Source organism: Phnomibacter sp. (assembly GCF_036803085.1).
Classification (GTDB): Bacteria; Bacteroidota; Bacteroidia; order Chitinophagales; family Chitinophagaceae; genus Phnomibacter.
This window is the reverse complement of the sequence record NZ_DAIRUZ010000002.1, coordinates 73,907-90,907: the sequence shown is the minus strand read 5'-3', so window position 1 is coordinate 90,907 and position 17,001 is coordinate 73,907. Positions and strand designations below refer to the sequence as shown.

Sequence of the window (17,001 nt, the reverse complement as noted above, 5' to 3'; positions counted from 1 at the left end):
ATTTGTTATGACCAAACGTATAGTTGTTGACCCCGTAACCCGTATTGAAGGACACCTGCGGGTAGAAGCTGAAATTGAAAACGGGAAAATAAAAGACGCTTACAGCAGTGGTACCATGGTACGCCTGCTCGAAGAAATACTCAAAGGCCGCGACCCACGTGATGCATGGGCGTTTGTGGGCCGTGTGTGTGGAGTATGTACTTCAACCCACTCGCTTACTTCTGTAAGGTGTGTAGAAGATGCCCTCGGCATTGTAGTGCCACCCAACGCAGAGCTGGTGCGCAATCTCATGTTCTGCGCCTTGTACATGCACGACCACGTAGTGCATTTCTATCACCTGCATGCTATGGATTGGGTAGATGTGGTAAATGCCCTGAAAGCTGACCCTAAGAAAACATCTGAGCTGGCACAGAGCATTTCTAATTGGCCCAAAAGTTCTGTTGGCTATTTCACCGATATCCAAAACAGAATTAAAAAGTTCGTAGAGAGTGGTCAGTTGGGCATTTTTGCCAATGGCTATTGGGGACACCCCGCCTACAAGCTTCCGGCCGAGGTAAACCTGATTGGTTTGGCGCATTATCTGGAAGCCCTTGACTGGCAAAAGGAAATTGTAAAAGTGCAAACCATTTTTGGTGGTAAAAACCCGCACCCCAACTACTTGGTGGGCGGTATGGCTTGTGCCATTGCTACAGATGATGTAAGTGGTATTAATGCAGAACGCCTTGCATACGTGCATCATTTGCTGAAGCAGGGCAAAGATTTTATTGAGCAAGTGTACATTCCTGATTTAATGGCCATTGCTTCATTCTACAAAGACTGGGGCGGTATTGGTGGCGGCTTGGGCAACTTTATGGCTTATGGCGATTTGAGTGCCAATGGCAGCAAAGACCCTGCAACATTCCTTTTCCCATCGGGTGTAATTCTCAACAAAGACTTGTCGAAAGTGCACGAAGTGGATGTAAGAAAAAATGATGAAATCCAGGAATTCATCACCAACTCGTGGTACGATTATGAAGGTGGAAAAGACAAAGGTTTGCATCCATGGGAAGGCGAAAGTAAAATCAATTACACCGGTCCAAAACCTCCGTTTGAACAGCTCGATGTTTCGCAGGCTTACAGCTTTTTGAAAACACCCCGCTGGAAAGGTCATGCCATGGAAGTAGGTCCGCTGGCCCGTGTACTCATTGGCTATGCCAAAGGTGTACCAGCGTTTAAAGAAGTAGTAGATGCAGCATTGTCACAGTTGCAAGTACCTGCCACCGCACTGTTTTCTACACTTGGCCGTACTGCTGCACGTGGCTTAGAATGCAAGCTCGTAGCTATATGGGCACTCGATTTTTACGATCAGCTCATCGACAACATTAAGAAGGGCGATACCCGCATGGCCAATACCGATAAATTCGATCCATCTACATGGCCTGCTGAAGCCAAAGGTGTAGGCACTGGTGAAGCGCCAAGGGGTGCATTGGCACATTACATCAATATAAAGGACGGTAAAATTGCCAACTATCAATTGGTAGTACCTACTACGTGGAATGCCTCGCCAAGAGATGGTAAAGGCCAGCGGTCGGCTTACGAAGCAGCATTGCTCGATACGCCTGTACACGACCCCAATTTGCCACTTGAAATTATCCGCACCATTCACAGCTTCGATCCATGCCTGGCTTGCAGTGTACACATTTACGATGAGCACGGCAACCATGTATCACGGGTGTCTGTGCTGGGCGAATAACACGGTATAAACTAACCCAAACCAATTCGTTGTGTGGCATGCCTTGTGTATGCTGCACAGCACTTGGGTTGGTTTCAACTTCATTGCTGATTGTTTTAAATCAACTTGTATGGACGCAACTGTAAATACAAAAAAGCCACACATCAAATACCTGCGCAGGGTGTTTGTGTGGGAATTGCCGGTGCGCATTTACCATTGGCTGAATGCATTGGCGATACTGGTGCTCATCGTTACCGGATTGTACATAGGCAACCCACTGGCGGTGCAAAGCAACCGCGAAGCTGCCGAAACATTCAACATGGGCTATATGCGCATCATTCACTTCATTGCTGCGTATATCTTCTTTTTCAATTTTGTATTTCGTATCTACTGGGGTTTTGTAGGAAACAAATACGCCAACTGGCGCAACTTTATTCCTACCACCAAAAAGTATTGGAAAGAATTTATGCATGTCATCAAAATTGATGTGCTGATGATGAAAGACAAAGGCCACCACCTGGAAGTAGGACACAATGCAGTGGCGGGCTTCACTTATTTTCTCACGTTTATTGCTTTTCTGATTCAGTGCCTCACAGGCTTTGGCTTATACAGCAGTATGGGCACCTGGTGGTTTCCAAAAATGTTTGGCTGGGTACAAGTCATCTTTGGTGGTGATATCATGATGCGCCAGATTCACCATTGGGCTACCTGGTTTTTTGTACTGTTTTCTGTGGTGCATGTGTACCTGGTTTTCTACCACGATTATGTAGAAGGCCGTGGCGAAATCAGCAGCATGGGTGGTGGCTGGAAGTTTATTGAACAAGAATATTTCGATCATCACCAAGAGCAGAAAGCCAATGCCGCCGGAACTGACAACACAGACAACACACAAAAAGAAACAACTGTATGAGTGTAACTCCCCGCATATTGGTGTTGGGTATTGGCAACTACCTGATGGGCGATGAAGGCGTAGGCGTTCACCTCGCTGAATACCTGCAGCAACAGCAGCTTTTGCCCCAAGGCGTAGACGTAATTGATGGCGGCACAGGCGGCTTTCACCTGCTCGAATTTTTTGAACAGTATGGTGTGGTCATCCTTATTGATGCTGCGCTGGACAATTACGACATTGGTACCATTCGGGTAATACGACCAAAATTTGCAGCCGATTTTCCAAGGGCCATGAGCACTCACGACATTGGTATGCGAGACCTCATTAATGCTTTACAAATATTGGGTAAAATGCCAGATGTATGGCTGGTGGTGATTAGCATAGAATCGCTGCAGCAACAAGGCATTGAAATGACTTCAACCATCAGGGAGCGAATTCCTGCATTGGCCAATACCGTACAGCAGCTGGTGGCAAAGGCAATGGAGCCTGCCTCGCCGGCAATGGCTGTTTCAGGCGCATGAAGCTGATGGATGTTGGTAAATGGGCTGCCACGTAAGTGAACAGCCCTTTTTGATGTATGCAAATGCGATTAACGAAGGCTTTGTGTATCTACTCTTGATGGAGAATCTGCGCCGCTTACAATACTGCGGCTGCTCAGCGCAATGGCCCTGATGATTTCAGCCATGTTCTTCGTATCCAACGTGCCAATTTCATCGCTGGCTTTGTGGTAGTGAGGTTCACTATCCATTTTGCTAGTGCTGATGGTATGCGCAGGTACACCCAGTCGGGCCAACGTGGCATTGTCGCTGCGGTAGAAGAGTTGTTGGTCGGGGTAGGGGTCGGGGTAAAACTTAAACGCTGTACCCTGCAGATTCTTTTCCAAAATGGTACCCATGCTGCTTTTTTCATAACCGGTAATGTAAGCAGAGTTAGTGCCCCACTTGCTGTCGGTGCCAATCATTTCTATGTTGAACATCGCCATCACCTGTTCGGGTTTGTACTGCTTTGAAAAGTAAGTGGCACCATAGCCGCCCACTTCTTCTGCAGTAAATGCTGCAAACACCAATGTGCGTTCGTTATTGCCCAAGGCTTTAAAATATTTCGCCAGCAAAATTGCAGCCGTTGTGCCCGAAGCGTCATCGTTGGCGCCATTGTACAGGCTGTCACCTTTTTCGTTGGGCTTGCCATAACCAAGGTGGTCGTAGTGGCCGCTGAAGATTACATACTCATTGGGCTTGCTTTTGCCGGGCAGCACAGCTACCACGTTAGCCAGCTTTTTTTCTTCTATGCGCATGGTTAAGTCAAGCTGGAAGGCAGCAGGCTTTACCTGGCTGCTCAGCACATACACCTGGCTGTTGTTGCTGGCAAACTGTGGGCCACCTGCGAACGACTTCAACCGCTGAAAACTGTTGCGGTGTGCGGTGTCTACAAAAATGATAAGGTTGTTTGTTTTGTTGCGCAGGGTGCGGTACTGAGCAAAAAAGTTATCCTTGGCGTTAATACTTACTACTTCATAATTGCCGGTATTGCTAACCGTTACTTTTGGTGAAGTTGTTTGGCAAATGATATCTGTGGTAGCAACGGACTGACCATCAACATTGGCAGTGCCTCCAGCTACCGAAGCCTGATACATGCTGAAACTTTGCAAAAAGCTTCCGTTGGTGCCACCGGGTTGCAAGCCCGATTTTTTAAACTCTTCGGCAATGAAAGCTGCAGCCTTATCAATACCGGGTGTAAAGGTGCGACGGCCTTCCATAGCATCGCTGCTGAGGGTGCCTAATACACGGGTTACTTCAGCAGCCGTAATAACGTTGTCGGCTTTTTGTGCAGTGCAGGCAATTGCTGCGGAAATAACAAATACAGTTGTAAGAATGAATTTCATGAACGGATTGGATATTTATGAACCACGAAGCCACAAAGGAGGCTCAAGGAACACGAAGTTTTTAATTGTATGGTTTGACGTTTTAATTTGTCTGTTCCGGTTTCATCGCACTGCAAATTGCAAACTGCAAATTCCCTTTGACTTTCTTCTTTCCTACAGGCTCATCATCTCTTTAAACTTCACCGTTTGCCGGCGGCTTACTTCTATTTTATCGCCGCCTTTCAGTTCGAGCAGCAGCCCGCCGTTGAAGTAGTTTTCTACTTTGTCTACTAGGCGTAGATTGACGATGTGTTTTCTGTTGGCACGGAAAAATACCTTTTCATCCAACCGTTCTTCCAGTGCATTCAGGCTTTTAAGAATGAGGGGTTTGTTGTTGCCGAAAAATACTTTGGCATAGTTGCCTACACTTTCAAACAAACGGATATCGCCCAACTTTACAAACCAGCAGCGTTCACCATCTTTTACAAACACCTGATCTTCTTCGGTGAGTTTGCCTTTTTGTGCAGCTTCTTGTACAGCCTGTTTTTCCTTTTGTACCAGTTCGCCCACTTTGTGTATGGCATCGGCCAACCGCTTGGGGTCAATGGGTTTCAGCAAATAGTCAAGTGCATTTACTTCAAAAGCTTTTACGGCATATTCATCATATGCTGTGGTAAAAATTACATACGGAGAATGATCGAGTTCCTGCAACAAATCAAAACCCGTTTTGCCAGGCATATTGATGTCGAGAAAAATAATATCCGGATTGAGCAGCTCTATTTTTTCCAGTCCTTCTTCTACATTGCCGGCCTCGTCTACTATTTCAATATCCGGATAATCGGCCAGCATTTTGCGGAGCTCATTGCGGGCCAGTCGTTCGTCGTCTATGAGGATGGCTTTCTTTGTCATGGCGAAAAAGTTTTATAACGGTTACGGAATGATGTAATGTTAGTTGACGGTAACAGGCATAATGATTTTTGCTTCCACAGTATGCCCAGCCAGGTTTTGAATATTGAAAGACGCTTTGTTGCCAAACAGCAATTGCAACCGGTTGGTGGTGCTGCTGATGCCGAAGCCTTCTTCAGAATCTGTACTTACCAGGTGGCCGGTGTTGCGTACTACCAGCTCATGATGGTCTGCTACAAAATCGGAGCCAATAAATACTTCGCCGCCATGCATTTCTTTACTGATGCCATGTTTGATGGCATTTTCCACCAAAGTTTGCAGCATCATGGGCGGTACTTTTTGCTTGAGTGTATCGGGGTCTATATCGAGTTGTACTCTGAGCCGGTCTTCAAACCTGATTTGCTCCAGGGCCAGATAGTTGTTCACGATTTTCAACTCTCGTTCGAGGCTCACCAATTCTTCTTTGTCGGCATTCATGCTGCTGCGCAGCAGTTGGCTCAGTTCTGTAACGGCAGTACGGGCACGGTCGGGGTTTTCATCAATCAAAGCACGTATGCTATTGAGGGCATTGAAAATAAAGTGCGGATTGATATGCGCCTTAATGGTTTTGAGTTCGAGGTCTTTTACCACGGCTTCCAGCTTTACCTGATTGAGGCGCTGCCGCTGGGTACTGGCCACATAATGATACATGAGGTACAGCAAGCTCCAGATAGTAAAAAACAAAGCACCGCCCACAGCAGTACGGGCCAGTTTGTATTCAAACGTGGCGCCAATAAAGTATTCGGGTTCCCAACCCATTTGGTCTTCTACTATTACTACTACGCTGCTGTATATCAAACCAAAAATGAGGGTGGTAATAATCATCCACACAATTTGTTTCAGCAGGCTTAAATCGAGCAGTTTCGATTCTTTAATAACGGTACGCATCAGGTGCGAAATGACCAGGCCGGTTCCTGCTTCGCAAAACACCGTATGAAAGTAAAACTGGTAGTCGCTATAGTAAGCATTGATGCTGTAATAGTAAAAAGTATACAAGAGCACGTAGAAGCCCCAACCACCCAATTGGGCTATCCAGTAATATGGTAATCGTTTTTTGAACATAATGAAGAATGGCTGGCAAATTAGGGCAAAGTGCAGGGCCGGGGCCTTAAAAAGGCATCCTTTTTCTACTGCTGGTAAAATTACCCTCAGCACCTCTTTTTAGCTCCGCTACTACGTAACTGGTTGGCATTGAAGGTTAAAAGGTTGCAGTTCGGGTTGAGCAGCAGGCGGATAGCTGCCAAATCCAATTATAAAGGGGGTTTCCCAACATCTTGGCTACTTGTGTACCCCCATTTTTTTCACATGGTTTGGGGAAAATTCACGGAATGCAGATGGGGCTAAGGCTGGGCTGCGAAATCCACAGAGCCCGTGGATAATGTGCAGATTAACATTGGGTTTTTTGGGAGTTAGGAGGATATTTTCGTTATCCACTTAACCTTTTGGTAACAGACAATTTTCCTCGCTAACCCGCTAAAAATTTGATTAACAATGGCTGCTAAAAAAACCGCTGCTAAGGGCCTCGCCTTCTCCCGCCACTACACCCGGGAAGGCATTAGCCCCTACGAAATGTTTGAGTACGACTATCGTACTTCAATGATTAAAGACCCTTCGGGCAAAATCATTTTTCAAATGGACAATGTGGAAGTGCCCAAGCACTGGAGCCAGATTGCCACTGATATTTTAGCACAAAAATATTTCCGTAAAGCTGGCGTACCCCAGCCCGACGGCACCACCGGCCGCGAAACCAGCAGTAAGCAGGTGGCGCATCGCATGGCCGATTGCTGGCGCCAGTGGGGTGAGCAGTATGGCTACTTCGCCAGCAGCCAGGATGCACAGGTGTTCTACGAAGAACTGGTGTACAGCATCCTCAACCAAATGGCCGTACCCAACAGCCCGCAGTGGTTCAACACCGGACTGTACACTGCTTACGGCATTGCCGGCAAGCCACAAGGCCACTACTATGTAGATGCTAAAGATGGCCAGCTGAAAAAATCAACTTCGGCTTACGAACGTCCTCAGCCACATGCCTGCTTTATCCTCAGTGTTAGCGACGATCTGGTAAACGACGGCGGCATTATGGACCTGTGGATTCGTGAAGCCCGCATTTTCAAATACGGTTCTGGTGTTGGTACCAACTTCAGCCAAATTCGTGGCGAAGGCGAAAAGCTGAGCGGCGGTGGTACCAGCAGTGGCCTGATGAGCTTCTTGAAAATTGGTGACCGTGCAGCCGGCGCCATTAAAAGCGGTGGTACTACCCGCCGTGCAGCCAAAATGGTGTGCCTCGATATGGACCACCCAGAGATTGTGAACTTTGTAGACTGGAAAGTAGAGGAAGAAAATAAAGTAGCTGCACTGGTAGCTGCAGGCTATAGCAACGATTACGAAGGAGAAGCTTACCGCACTGTAAGCGGACAAAACAGCAACAACTCTGTTCGTATTCCTAATGAATTTTTTAAAGTGCTGGACGAAGACGGCGATTGGGAACTGAAAGCCCGTACCGATGGCCACACCATGAAGAAAATTAAGGCCAACGAACTGTGGAATAAAATCTGCTACGCTGCATGGCGCTGCGCCGACCCCGGCACACAGTATGATACCACCATCAACGAGTGGCACACTTGCCCCGAGGGTGGCCGAATCAACGCCAGCAACCCCTGCTCAGAGTACATGTTCCTCGACAACACGGCATGTAACCTGGCCAGTGCCAACCTCCGTCGTTTCTTCAACGAAGACACCCAGGTGTTCGACGTAGCCGGTTTTGAATACATCTGCCGCCTGTGGACTGTAGTGCTCGAAATAAGCGTACTCATGGCGCAGTTCCCCAGCAAAGAAGTAGCACAGCTCAGCTACGACTACCGCACCCTCGGCCTCGGCTTTGCCAACCTGGGTAGCATGCTCATGGTAAGCGGTATTCCTTACGATAGCCCCGAAGCACAAGCCATTGGTGGTGCCATTAGCGCCATCATGACTGGCGTAGCCTACAAAACTTCTGCTGAAATGGCCGAAGTACTGGGTGCCTTCCCCCGCTACCAGGAAAATGCCCACCACATGATGCGGGTAATGCGCAACCACCGTGCTGCAGCATACGATGCCAGCGATGCCTACGAAGGCCTGAGCATCAAACCCATGGGTATCGACAGCAAATACTGCCCCGATTACATGCTGAAAGCCGCTTGCAAAGCATGGGATGAAGCCGTAATTCTGGGTGAAAAGCATGGCTACCGCAACGCCCAAACCACCGTAATTGCCCCAACAGGTACTATTGGTTTGGTAATGGATTGCGATACAACAGGTGTAGAGCCAGACTTTGCCTTGGTGAAGTTTAAGAAACTCAGCGGTGGTGGTTACTTCAAAATCATCAACCAAAGCGTACCAACGGCTTTGAAAAAGCTGGGCTACAACGAAAAAGAAATTGAAAGCATCGTTAACTACGCCAAGGGATCTGCCAGCTTGCATGGTGCACCGCACATCAACCACCAGAGCCTGAGCGAAAAAGGCCTGATTGGCGAAGAAATAGCCAAACTCGAAGCGGGCATGGCTTCTGCCTTCCACATCAAGTTTGCCTTCAATGTGTACAGCCTCGGCGAAGCCTGCATGGAGCGGTTGGGCTTTAAGCCAGAAGAATACAACGATTGGAACTGGAACATGCTCGAAGCACTGGGCTACACCCAGGAGCAAATTGATGCCGCCAATGAGTACATCTGCGGTACCATGACCATCGAAGGGGCACCTTACCTCAAGCAGGAGCATTATGCCGTATTCGACTGCGCCAACAAGTGCGGCGAAAAAGGACAGCGCTACATTCATGCGCATGGCCACATCAAAATGATGGGTGCTTGCCAGCCCTTCCTGAGCGGTGCTATCAGCAAAACCATCAACCTGCCGCATGAGGCCAGCATTGAAGAAATAAGCGACTGTTACCGCATGAGCTGGGAGCTTGGCCTAAAAGCCAACGCCCTGTACCGCGATGGCAGCAAGCTGAGCCAGCCGCTGAGCAACAAGAGCGACGATAAGAAAAAAGAAGCCACCGACGAAGCTGCAGAAGAAGCAACAACGGCAGCAGAAGGCAGCAATATTGTAGACCTTGGCCAGCTGACTGTAGAAGAACTGCTGCAGGAAGTAACCAAGCGGATGCAGGCTAGCCCCGATACACAATTGAAGCGTCAACTCGCCAAAATTGTGGAGCGTAGAACACTGCCCGCCAAGCGTCGCGGCTTTACGCAAAAAGCCAAAATCAACGGTCAGGCCATCTTCCTGCGTACCGGCGAATACAACGATGGTACCTTGGGAGAAATCTTCATCGATCTGGCCAAAGAGGGCAGCACTTTACGCAGCCTCATGAACAGCTTTGCGATTGCAATTTCTGTAGGCCTGCAGTACGGTGTGCCGCTGGAAGAGTTTGTAGAAAAATTTGTGTTTACCAAGTTTGAGCCGGCTGGTATGGTAGACCACCCGAACATTAAAACCACTACTTCTATTGTAGACTTTGTGTTCCGTGCATTGGCTTACGAATACCTCAACCGTACCGATTTGGTGCACGTACTCGACCGCCCCGAAATTGGCAACACCGGCGATGACGATGATGCCAGCGAAGTGGTGCTCGTAAAAACGGAACCAGTTGCTGAAAAAAAAACTGAAGAACTGAGCAGTGTTCGCATTACGCCCAAAAGCAGCAGCCAGATTAAACCCGCCAAAGTACAGGTAGAGCAACCCGCTCCGGCTCCGGTAACTGTAAGCGGTGCTGATACCGTGCTGAAGCAGATGAATGAGCAAATGAAAGGCAACCAAAGCGATGCACCAGCCTGTAACGTGTGTGGAGCCATCATGATGCGCAGCGGCGCCTGCTACAAGTGCAACAACTGTGGCAATCAGGGTGGTTGCAGTTAAGCCAGCTTTTTCCAACATTTCAATACAGAGCCATCGCCTTAGGGCGGTGGCTTTTTTGCTGCACTGTTGCAAAAAGAGTATGCACTTTCACATCCTCCTAATAGTCAAACCTCTTTCCTTTGTGGCTCAATTGTATTCAACAAAAAAAAGATTGTATATGAAAAAAATCCGTGTATTCCTCGTAGCCGTAATGGCCATTGTTTCTGTAGCTGCATTCGCTTTTCAGGAAAAGCAACACAAGCATGGCAAGAAAGAAGCTGCAAAGTATGAGTGCCCCATGAAATGCGAAGCTCCCAGCGACAAGCCCGGTAAGTGTGGCAAATGCGGCATGGAACTGAAAAAGCAAAAAGAAGCTACAGCACAATACGAATGCCCCATGAAGTGTGAGCCTGCCAAAGACAAGCCCGGCAAATGCGGCAAGTGTGGCATGGACCTGAAAAAGAAAGCGTAACTACATCACGTGCCTATATTGACGAAGCATCGTTGGTCAAAAGCCGACGATGCTTTTTTGTTTCATGCTGGTTTTACTTTTTCTCAGTTGAGTCTTGATGAATGAGGAGTACCACATTCCCTTTTTTACGGCCGCTGTCTACATACTGGTGTGCCGCAACTACATCCTCCATATTGTAAACTTTGTCTATCACCGCATGGTAAGCATCTTGCTCAAACAGGTCTTTCAATAGCTGCAGTTGTGCAATGGTTTCTGTGGCTACTTCCCATCCGCCCACCGTTTTGTACATGCCATTGGGTAGCAAGAGTGGTTGGCATTGTTTTTTGTTGGTTTTGCCTACAGCATCAAATACAATGTCAAATTTTTCGGTGCAGGCGGTAAAATTTTCTTTGTCGTACAGGATTACTTTTTCTACACCTAACTGCTGCACCAATGCCAAACCGTTACTACTACACACGGCTGTAATTTCTGCGTTAAAGTGCTTTGCAATTTGAATGGCAGCAGTACCTACGGCACCTGTAGCGCCAATAATCAACACTTTTGGAGAAGTTCTTTTTTGAATACCTGCTTTTAGTAAAAAGTGAATGGCCGTTTGTCCGCCAAACACATTGGCCGCAGCTTCAGCATGTGAAGCATTGTTGGGTTTTAGCAGCAGGTTTTTGGTTTCGGCAATGCACATATACTCCGCATAAGTGCCCATGCTAAAGCCAGTCATCCCAAATACATTATCCCCTTTTTTGTATTTCGTCACCGCAATGCCGGTGGCCACAACCTCACCCGAAAAAACATTGCCCAGTATTTTTTTGCGAGGACCTTTCCAGCCCATCACCAACAGCATCAGCCATTTCATCATACCTTCTACTGCTAACCCTCGTATGCGAACATCACCAGAGTTAACAGCTGTTGCATGAATTTTTACCAGCACTTCATGATTGCGAGGTGTGGGGGTGGATACAGTTTGTAATTGCAGTACTTCTGGTGGCCCGTATTGTGTGCAGATGATAGCTTTCATGAGTGGTAAAATACATGGCAGTTATCAAAAAAATACTTTTCTATAGCAGATATTGATGAGTGGCAAACAGGCTTCTATAATTGGCATATGCACCTGTATAAGCCAGCATCAATACATCCGTGAAACCTGTTTCTTTGCAGCATGCCTGCTACGTCTTTCCACGATCCTGTTGTACAATACAAGCAATTCGCCGCCGATTATGAAACCACTGCGGCACAACTACGGCGCAAACGTAGCTGGTTGTCGTGGAGCCGGTTACTGACTATGGTGCTGGCTATTGTTTGGCTGTATTGGCAATGGCCAATCAGCAGTTGGTGGGTTGTATTGCCATCGGTTTTCCTGATAGCTGTTTTTCTTCGGTTAGTGGTACTGAGCATGAATGTGCAACATAAGCTGCAACATGTAGAGCAACTCATTTTAATCAATCAGGCAGAACTGCGGCAGTTGCAACAGCACTACTACAAAGACCGTTATGATGGCGCTGCGTATTTGCCGCCCAATCATGCTTACGCCCACGACCTCGATGTGTTTGGCGAAGCCTCGCTGTACCAATACTTGCAGCGGGCAGAAAGTGACGCCGGAAGAACCACTTTAGCAGCTTGGTTGTTGCAGCCGGCATCGCCCGAAGAATTGCCGGCGAGGCAAGCGGCTGTGCAGCAATTGGCACCACATGTAGGCTGGCGGCAGCACTTACAAGCCAGTGGACGGGAGCATCCGGTGAGTGCTGCTACAGCGCAAAAGCTGCAGCAGTGGATGCAATCGAAAGAAGATGTATTTGCTGCAACAGGTTGGTACTTGTTGCGTTGGGTAGGCCCCATTGTTTCTATCGGTTTGTTTACAGCTTATTGGTTTGATTATTTGCCGGGCTTTTGGTTCAATATTTACTTTTTGGTTTTCTTTTTAGGTACTGGTTATATCAGCAAGTTGGCTACGCCTACCTGGCAAATGCTCGGCCGTATGAGTAAAGAAATTAATGGACTTGCTGCTTCGCTGCAATATGTGGAGCAAATGCCGGTGGGCAACAGCCCCTGGTTGGCACAGCGTCAATCTGTACTCGTTGTAAACGGACAACCCATGGCCAGCAAAGCAGTGGCCGGCCTAAATCAGTTGCTCAGCCGTTTTGATTACCGGCTCAATCCGGTGGCGTTTATTCCACTCAACATTTTGCTGTTTTGGGACTTGCAGCAAATGTTGCTTTTTGCCCAATGGAAAAAACAACATGCAGCAGCTGCTACAAAATGGCTGGAAGTGTTGGGCGAAGTGGAGGCTGCTTCATCGCTGGCCACATTGGCGTACAACATGCCACATTGGTGCTTTCCGCAAATGCTGGCACAGCATGGCAGTTTTGAGGCCAATGCCTTGGGGCATCCATTAATAGCTGCCGACAAAAGAGTAGTGAGTGATATAGCTACGGAGGGTGTAGCACAGGTAAATATTATTACCGGCAGCAACATGGCGGGCAAGAGTACTTTTTTGCGCAGCGTAGGCTTGGCCATGGTGATGGCGCAGGCTGGCGCACCGGTTTGTGCGTTGCATTGCCGCATGAGTTACATGCAGGTGATGAGTAGCATGCGCATTGCTGATAACCTGGCAGAAAGTACCAGTACCTTTTATGCCGAACTCAAAAAGTTGAAAAGCATTATTGATGCGGTGAAAGCCCAGCAACCTGTGTATTTGTTGCTGGATGAAATACTACGTGGTACTAATAGTGGCGACAGGCATGCTGGTTCTGCGGCACTCATTAAGCAGCTCATTGCGCAGCAAGCATGTGGTATGATAGCCACACATGATTTAGCGTTGGCGGAGCTCGTACATCAATATCCCGATCACATTCACAATTATCATTTTGATGTGCAGGTGTCGGGTGAAGAATTGTATTTCGATTACCAATTGAAGCAGGGCATTTGCCAGAGTCTCAATGCCTCCATCCTCATGAAAAAAATTGGGATAGATATGTAATGTAAGCGCCGCATTGATACATCATCAATGCGGCGCTTACATGTTTTATACTGTCAATAGTAGCGGTTCATCTGTTGTACAGTTGTAACTGATTCTGCCTGATAATATTTCTTGTAGTTCATCTTCAAAAAAGAATTTGCTTTCACCGAAAGCCGGTTTCAATTCATCTATCCAGATAGCTTTTTCGTTGTACTCGGCAAAGAACGGACGGCCCACCCAATCGGGATTGCGACCTTGTAAAAACCGGAGTACCATCACTTTTTGTCCGTTGATTTCTGATGTGCCCAGCATTTGAACTTTTCCCGGTGTGCAGCTCATGCTGGGGCCACGCACTGTGCGGCAAACACCACTGGCACGTTGCCAAGCTTGTCGCCAAATTTCCTGTGCTTCAACCAATGGTAAGCCGAAGAAATGTTGAGCACCTGTATCTCTCACCGCAAACATGTAGTACGGAATCAAATTCAGGTTTACTTGTTTGCGCCACATTTCTGTCCATATTTCAGGCTTGTCGTTGATGCCTCGCAAAATGGGTGACTGTGTACGTATTTGTGCACGGGTATAGCGAATGCGAATGATGGCTTCTTTTACAGCAGGGGTATCCAACTCTGCGGGATGATTAAAGTGTGCCATGAAGGCCAGATTTTTCCCCTTGCGGGTAATTTCTGTAAACAAAGCCAGTGTATCTTCTGCATCATCATCTGTAATGTATTTGTAGGGCCAGTACGCCAACGATTTTGAACCAATGCGAATGGTTTGCACATTCCACAATTCATCGCTCAGCAATGGTTCGATATAAGCCCGCAGGAGTTTTGATTTCATCACCATAGGATCGCCGCCGGTAAACAACACATCCGTTACTTCACGATGTTCTTTCAGGTATTGCACTAGCTGATCGGTTTCTTTCATCGCAAATTTCATTTCATCCATGCCCACAAACTGTGGCCATCGAAAACAGAAGCTGCAATAAGCATGACAGGTTTGCCCTTGGCTGGGAAAGAACAACACTGTTTCGCGGTACTTGTGCTGTACACCACTCAGTTTTACATCGCCAAGCATGGGCACATTTTTATCCTGCCCGGCAGGGTGCGGATTTAGTTCCATGCGTATTTCATTCGCAACTGCTTTTATCTCGTCTTTACTCAAGCCTGCATCCAGTGCAGCTTTCATTCTTTTGTAATGATGCGGCTGCAACATTTCTTTGCGTGGAAATGTCAGCGTAAATATGGGGTCGTTAGGTACCTGATCCCAATTGATCAATTCATCCACCACATAGTTGTTGGTTTTGAAAGGAAGCACATGGCCAACCACTTCAATGGCTTCTAACAATTCTTCCGGCAGTGCTTGTACCTGTGGAATGGTTTTGTAATTGTGCAAGGCGTACGATTTGTACTTCATGCTGTTGGTGATGTTGTCGAGCATTTGTTCCATTGGATAAAAGGGATTTTGGTGAAGAAAACATTTGCTTTAGTGTGGGCATACCATGGGCATGCAGGTGAGTGAAGTGAAGCAGCCTGTAATACAAAAAGTACAGTAGCGAAAACTGCAAAAAATACAAGAGAACATGTATGCGTAAAACATCAACACATACATTCAGGCTGCAACGTTGGGTACAAACGAATATAGCCAAGCTGCCTTTTTTAGGCAAGCTGATGCTACAAGTGGTAGCAGCATTGCGACTATATTTTAACAGTCGGTCAATAGGTGTTTTTGTTCATGATAAAGTGCTGAAACAGTTTGATACTGTTTGATTCGTCGTCGCCCTTCTATGAATGATGAGCAGCACAAATGCATCATTTTTTTTAACAGGTTTTGCTGTTTCCCGTAATTCAACACAATGCAGTAGCTTGCCACAAAATTCAGTACAATGAAACGGTTAGGGATAACATTGTTGGCCATGTGCAGCGGATTGTGGCTCATGGCACAAACAGCAGTTGGTCCTGTATTGGGGCCAGTATCGATGCGGACTGCAAAATTGTGGGCCGCAACTGAAAGCAAAACTGCGATAGCTACAGTGCAAGTGTGGGCAAAAGGAAAACCACAACAAAAGCAAGTGGTAAGAACATTGCCCACAGATAAAAATGCGCCCTATCATTTTCAGCAATTCGAGGTCGTTAATCTGGAACCTGCTACAACGTATGAATACGAAGTGACGCTGAAAGATGGGCCCACGCACCAGCCGCCGGTTGTAATGGGCAAGGGCTCATTTACCACACAAGCCTTGTTTCAGTGGCGAAGCAATGCACCGGATTTTAGTTTCATTACAGGCAGTTGTGCGTACTTCAATGAACCTCGCTTCGACAGGCCCGGAAAACCTTACGGCGGCGATAGCAGCATCTTTGAAACGATGGCCAAAGAACAAGCTGCATTCATGATGTGGCTCGGCGATAACTGGTATACCCGCGATGTGGATTACAGCAATGAATGGGGCATGTGGTACCGTGCTTACCGCGACCGCAGCAGTCCATCATTAAAACAACTTTGGGCCAACATGCCGCACCTCGCTATATGGGATGATCATGATTATGGTCCCAATGATTATGGCAAAAGTTTTCAATTCAAACAAACCAGTCGTGAGGTGTTTCGCCACATGTGGATGAACCCGACTTATGGAGAAAACAATGAAGGGATTTATGGCAAGTATACTTATGCCGACGTCGATTTCTTTATGATGGATGACCGTTGGTGGCGTGATTTTGATGAACTGCCCGACAGCCTCAATGGCAAACCCAATGCACACAAACGCATGTATGGCAAGCAACAATTGGAGTGGTTGAAAAATGAATTGCGTTATTCTAAAAACAATCCACACATCAGTTTTCGTGTGATTGTAACCGGAAGCCAGGTGCTCAATCCCGGCAGCCCGTTTGACAAGTTGCTCGATTTTCCCGTTGAATACAATGAGTTGATGGAGTTCATCAAAACAGAAAAAATTCCAGGCATTCTTTTCCTCACCGGCGACAGGCACCATACAGAAATTATTAAAGTACAGCATGACGGTTTGTATCCGATGTACGATATCACTTGTTCGCCACTCACTAGTGGTACACATGCATTTGGTGGCAAAGAAGCCAACAATCCTTGGCGGATACTGGGTATTGATAAATTGCAGAATTACGGTCGCATCAGCATTAGCGGTCCACGGAGTAAGCGGGTGATGAAAGTGGAATTCTTGGGTATCAAAGGCGAAGCTCTTGGTCAGTGGCAAGTGGGAGAACAGGAGCTAAGATTTTAAAAACGCAACCGCTGGCTTTACCTTCAGGTATTTATATAAAGAGCAAGGACT

The 17,001-nt window shown here is 47.2% G+C and carries 12 protein-coding genes; 7 read left to right on the top strand and 5 right to left on the bottom strand.

What is annotated here, in order from left to right:
- Nucleotides 1–7: 7 nt before the first annotated feature.
- The 3 genes from V7Q13_RS04250 to V7Q13_RS04240 all read left to right on the top strand — a co-directional run bounded on the left by V7Q13_RS04250 (nt 8) and on the right by V7Q13_RS04240 (nt 3,121).
- Nucleotides 8–1,732, top strand: a complete 1,725-nt coding sequence (locus tag V7Q13_RS04250) for a nickel-dependent hydrogenase large subunit (protein ID WP_333799439.1) — start codon at nt 8–10, stop codon at nt 1,730–1,732.
- Between the two features lie 109 nt (nt 1,733–1,841).
- Nucleotides 1,842–2,621 (top strand): Ni/Fe-hydrogenase, b-type cytochrome subunit, encoded by a 780-nt coding sequence (gene cybH / locus V7Q13_RS04245; RefSeq protein WP_333799438.1) that lies wholly within the window; start codon nt 1,842–1,844, stop codon nt 2,619–2,621.
- Entirely contained in the window at nt 2,618–3,121 is a 504-nt protein-coding gene (locus V7Q13_RS04240) for a hydrogenase maturation protease (protein WP_333799437.1), read from the top strand. Before cybH ends, V7Q13_RS04240 begins: the two co-directional genes overlap by 4 nt.
- 68 nt (nt 3,122–3,189) lie before the next feature.
- Here the strand turns inward: V7Q13_RS04240 and V7Q13_RS04235 are convergent, their stop codons facing one another.
- The 3 genes from V7Q13_RS04235 to V7Q13_RS04225 all read right to left on the bottom strand — a co-directional run bounded on the left by V7Q13_RS04235 (nt 3,190) and on the right by V7Q13_RS04225 (nt 6,468).
- Entirely contained in the window at nt 3,190–4,482 is a 1,293-nt protein-coding gene (locus V7Q13_RS04235) for a M28 family metallopeptidase (protein WP_333799436.1), read from the bottom strand.
- Nucleotides 4,483–4,635: 153 nt separating this feature from the next.
- Nucleotides 4,636–5,370 (bottom strand): LytR/AlgR family response regulator transcription factor, encoded by a 735-nt coding sequence (locus V7Q13_RS04230; RefSeq protein ID WP_333799435.1) that lies wholly within the window; start codon nt 5,368–5,370, stop codon nt 4,636–4,638.
- 39 nt (nt 5,371–5,409) lie between these two features.
- Entirely contained in the window at nt 5,410–6,468 is a 1,059-nt protein-coding gene (locus V7Q13_RS04225; RefSeq protein ID WP_333799434.1) for a sensor histidine kinase, read from the bottom strand.
- Nucleotides 6,469–6,897: 429 nt separating this feature from the next.
- On the opposite strand from V7Q13_RS04225, the gene V7Q13_RS04220 reads away from it, so the two are divergent.
- Complete coding sequence (locus tag V7Q13_RS04220; protein ID WP_333799433.1) at nt 6,898–10,296, top strand: vitamin B12-dependent ribonucleotide reductase; 3,399 nt, start codon at nt 6,898–6,900, stop codon at nt 10,294–10,296.
- Between the two features lie 157 nt (nt 10,297–10,453).
- On the top strand, nt 10,454–10,747 hold the full coding sequence (locus V7Q13_RS04215; protein WP_333799432.1) for a heavy metal-binding domain-containing protein: 294 nt from the start codon (nt 10,454–10,456) through the stop codon (nt 10,745–10,747).
- A gap of 73 nt (nt 10,748–10,820) precedes the next feature.
- Here V7Q13_RS04215 and V7Q13_RS04210 read toward each other — a convergent pair whose 3' ends face one another.
- Nucleotides 10,821–11,759, bottom strand: a complete 939-nt coding sequence (locus V7Q13_RS04210; protein ID WP_333799431.1) for an NAD(P)-dependent alcohol dehydrogenase — start codon at nt 11,757–11,759, stop codon at nt 10,821–10,823.
- A 141-nt stretch (nt 11,760–11,900) separates the two neighbouring features.
- Here V7Q13_RS04210 and V7Q13_RS04205 point away from each other — a divergent pair, with 141 nt between their 5' ends.
- Complete coding sequence (locus V7Q13_RS04205) at nt 11,901–13,718, top strand: MutS-related protein (protein WP_333799430.1); 1,818 nt, start codon at nt 11,901–11,903, stop codon at nt 13,716–13,718.
- A 45-nt stretch (nt 13,719–13,763) separates the two neighbouring features.
- Here the strand turns inward: V7Q13_RS04205 and V7Q13_RS04200 are convergent, their stop codons facing one another.
- Nucleotides 13,764–15,146 (bottom strand): KamA family radical SAM protein, encoded by a 1,383-nt coding sequence (locus tag V7Q13_RS04200; protein ID WP_333799429.1) that lies wholly within the window; start codon nt 15,144–15,146, stop codon nt 13,764–13,766.
- A 436-nt stretch (nt 15,147–15,582) separates the two neighbouring features.
- On the opposite strand from V7Q13_RS04200, the gene V7Q13_RS04195 reads away from it, so the two are divergent.
- Complete coding sequence (locus V7Q13_RS04195; protein WP_333799428.1) at nt 15,583–16,950, top strand: alkaline phosphatase D family protein; 1,368 nt, start codon at nt 15,583–15,585, stop codon at nt 16,948–16,950.
- Nucleotides 16,951–17,001 lie beyond the last annotated feature (51 nt).